The organism is Clostridium sp., from assembly GCF_051654825.1.
Classification (GTDB): Bacteria; Bacillota; Clostridia; order Clostridiales; family Clostridiaceae; genus Clostridium.
This window is the reverse complement of record NZ_JBOFYU010000111.1, coordinates 1-3,784: the sequence shown is the minus strand read 5'-3', so window position 1 is coordinate 3,784 and position 3,784 is coordinate 1. Positions and strand designations below refer to the sequence as shown.

The 3,784-nt window shown below is 27.3% G+C and carries 3 protein-coding genes and 1 pseudogene; 3 read left to right on the top strand and 1 reads right to left on the bottom strand.

From position 1 onward, the window contains the following. Nucleotides 1-312: 312 nt before the first annotated feature. Nucleotides 313-480, top strand: a pseudogene (gene hepT, locus ACRDBA_RS06675) (type VII toxin-antitoxin system HepT family RNase toxin); the annotation flags it as partial. Nucleotides 481-621: 141 nt separating this feature from the next. On the opposite strand, the gene ACRDBA_RS06670 reads toward hepT, so the two are convergent. Beyond that, a complete protein-coding gene (locus tag ACRDBA_RS06670; RefSeq protein ID WP_438572152.1) occupies nt 622-1,464 on the bottom strand; it encodes a Cof-type HAD-IIB family hydrolase in 843 nt (280 codons plus the stop codon). 808 nt (nt 1,465-2,272) lie between these two features. Between ACRDBA_RS06670 and ACRDBA_RS06665 the strand changes: the two genes are divergently transcribed. Together ACRDBA_RS06665 and ACRDBA_RS06660 are read left to right on the top strand one after the other, a co-directional pair. Beyond that, nucleotides 2,273-3,382, top strand: a complete 1,110-nt coding sequence (locus ACRDBA_RS06665) for a DegT/DnrJ/EryC1/StrS family aminotransferase (RefSeq protein ID WP_438572153.1) — start codon at nt 2,273-2,275, stop codon at nt 3,380-3,382. A gap of 10 nt (nt 3,383-3,392) precedes the next feature. Then, a partial coding sequence (locus ACRDBA_RS06660) for a sugar transferase (protein WP_438572151.1) occupies nt 3,393-3,784 on the top strand: 392 nt, incomplete at its 3' end.

Here is a 3,784-nt window from a genome sequence, read left to right as displayed (position 1 = left end):
AAATATGAAACAATACTAGTAGCTCATTAAGACGGTTCTTTTCAGCTTCATCTAATGTAAACACTTCTTTTAAAACAAGTATTTCAATAAAGGTACATAGAATTTCACATATGATTAGCAACTTTTAATTACGGGGAAGATATTTCTGTATGAAGTAAAAGTCTTTCAATGCTAAAGGTAGATGCTCAGTGCTCAGTGGGATTACCAGTAGACTTCAAGAAGTGATGTTTTAAGCTGTGTTTACATTAGCTGAGCCTTAAGCGCAGGTTAATTTCGCATAGTATATTTAGATATCTTTATGGTATAATTTAAATAGATAAAAGTCTTTCAAATAAATTAAAAACTATGGTTGGATTTAGAAATATTGCTGTTCACGACTATCAAAATGTTAATATGAAGGTTATTCAGACAATTATAGAAAAGCACTTAATGGATTTTGAAGAATATACTTGTGCTATAAAGAAAGTGATATCAATATAAATTAAGTTAAATATTATCATGAGAAATGATGAAATTATGAAGGATATATAGTCTATGAGGCGGAGTATATTTAAAAGGTAGTAATTATTTTTACTACCTTTTATGATTTAGTTCATATATTTAATTTACTTCTTCGTTAAACTAAACATCTAGGACAAATTTTCTTACTGCTTTGGCTACACCACTTTCTTCATTTGTAGCTGTGATGTAATCTGCTGCATCTTTAAGTAATTGAAGTCCATTACCCATTGCTACTCCAATTCCTGCATATTTTATCATTGAAAGATCATTTTCTGAATCTCCAATGCACATAACTTCTTCTCTTTTAAAGCCAAACATTTCTGCAAGGTGTTTTACTGCATTTCCTTTTGATGAATTACCTGGCATTATTTCAAAGTTGTTTTCTCCTGAGCTTACTATGTGAAGTTCATCTCCAAATAAGTTTTTCAATTCTTCCTTTGCTGCAAATAGCTTTGTTTTATCTGTACCTTCTTCAATTACTATTCCTTTTAGAATTTTTCCATTTAGTTCCTTAAATAATGGAGTTAAGTCATCATTAATTATAAATTTTACTTTATCTTCTTCTTTTAAATCTTTATTCATAACTAAGTAAGCATGATTTTCTGGTAGGGGAAGCTCACGAATTACTGTATCAAGGGTATTAAAGTTTGGATGTAATCCATATCTTTTAATTACTTCATATACTTTTATTAATTGATCATATGTAAGTGTATTTTCTAAAATAGCTTTTTCCTCTGTTTTCTTACATATATATGCACCGTTAGAAGCTATTATAGGCGTATCAACTCCAATTAAATCTGAATAGTATCTTGCTGAACAAAATATTCTTCCTGTTGTAATTGCTATTTCACATCCCATTTTATTTGCCTCTTGAAGGGCAATCTTATTTTCTTCGCTAACATTATGGCTTTTATCAAGTAATGTCCCATCCATATCAACGCAAATTAGTTTTATTTTACTCATAAAATCCTCCTCTTGTTATCTTCTATATAGCAAGTCCATATAAATGGACAATTAAATTACATGAAATATATTAAGTTTATTATAACCTAAAAATACCTAATTATGTAATTTACTTTTTAACATCTAGAATTCATATTAGAAGAAATGTCGGTAAATAAAAAATACTGACATTTTTTTTGTTTTGTCAAAAAGAGAAAAAAATATTCATGTCTTATTTACAGATGGTTAACAATTTCTTTATATAAAAAATACTAAGAAAGTTAACAAAATAATAATATGTTGGAACAACTTTGCTATATAAAAATAACAAATATTAACAAAAATAGAAAAGAATATATTATATATATGTAAAAGATAAAAAAAATTGATAGAAATATTATCCATATTAATTTAAATATAAGTATATCTTAGCGAAAAATACTGTTGTTAATATATAGATATAGAGTTTTTTTTGTTTGTAAAAGTAAGAAAAAAGTTGACGCGTGTAGAAAATTAGAACAATTTAATAAACTCTTTAATTAAATCAAAATATATAACCCTAAAAACAATATATTAAATTAAGAAGGTAGAAAAATACGGAAAATTGAAGAACGATTAATGAAAAAAATTTTGAAAAAATTGATATACTAAATGTGGATAATATTTTTATATAAATTTATATAAATGTATCAAAGTAAAGAAAATTATAATAAGAGTAGGTTAAATATAAAAATATATATTTATATATAGATAATAAATAAACAAAAGATGTTAAAGAAAAGGGGGGAATGTATTGAGTAGAGATAGAATATATTTATCATCACCGCATATGTCAGGACTGGAAATGAAGTTTGTAGAAGAAGCATTTAGTACAAATTGGATTTCACCAGTAGGACCTAATATAAGCAATTTTGAAAAAGAAGTTTCAGAATTGGTAGGAATAAAATCAGCAGTAGCATTAACTTCAGGAACAGCTGCTATACATTTGGCATTAAAGGTAATTGGGATAAAAAAAGATGATTTAGTATTTTGTTCTTCATTAACTTTTTGTGGAAGTTGTAACCCTATAATATATGAAGGGGCAATTCCTGTTTTCGTAGATTCAGATCCAGAAAGTTATTGTATATCTACAATAGCATTAGAAAAAGCCTTCATAGATTGTGAAAAAAAAGGAAAGCTACCAAAGGCTTTAATTGTAGTAAATCTATATGGACAAAGCTCAGATATGGATAAGATAAGAGATTTATGCAATAAGTATAAAACATTAATTATAGAGGATTCAGCAGAATCTCTAGGGGCAACATACAAAGGACAAGCTAGTGGTACATTAGGGGATATAGGGATATATTCATTTAATGGAAATAAAATAATCACTACTTCAGGTGGTGGTATATTAATTTCCAACAATGAAGAATACGTTGAGAAGGCAAGGTTTTTATCAACACAAGCAAAAGAAAACAAGCCGTATTATCATCATTTAGAAATAGGATACAACTATAGAATGAGCAACGTATCAGCAGGTATAGGTAGGGGACAATTAACTGTATTAAAGGATAGGGTAGAAAAAAAGAAATATATTTTTGAAAAATATAAAGAAGAATTTAAAGATATAAAAGAAATAGAAATGATGCCAATAAAAAATTATGGTGAAAGTAATTATTGGTTATCTGTAATTACAATAAAAGAAGATAGCAAGATAAAGCCTACAGATTTAATAGAAGCCTTAGAAAAAGAAAATATAGAAGCTAGACATATATGGAAGCCAATGAATTTACAACCTGTATTTTATGAATATGAATTTTACTCTCATAATGAAGATGGAGTTATAAGCGTAGGAGAAGATATATTCAATAGAGGATTATGCCTTCCATCAGACACAAAGATGACAGATCTAGATATACATAAGGTAAGCAAAATAGTAAAGAATTTATTTAGGTAGGAAAATGAGAATGAGAATAAAGAGGGGTATAGATATTGTAGTTTCTGCAATAGCATTAATTGTACTATCACCAATACTATGTATAGTATCAATATTAATATATTTTAACCTTGGAAGTCCTATATTTTTTAAGCAAGATAGAGTGGGTAAGGATAATAAGGTATTTAAAATAATTAAATTTAGAACTATGAAAGATACAAAGGATAAAAGGGGTAACTTAATTCCAGATTACAAAAGATTAACTAAGTTCGGAAGATTATTAAGAAGTTTAAGTATTGATGAATTGCCAGAACTTATAAATATATTAAAGGGTGAAATGAGTTTAGTTGGACCAAGACCATTACTTGTAGAATATCTATCCTTATACAATGGTAGACAAGCTAAGAGGCATGATGTTCTTCC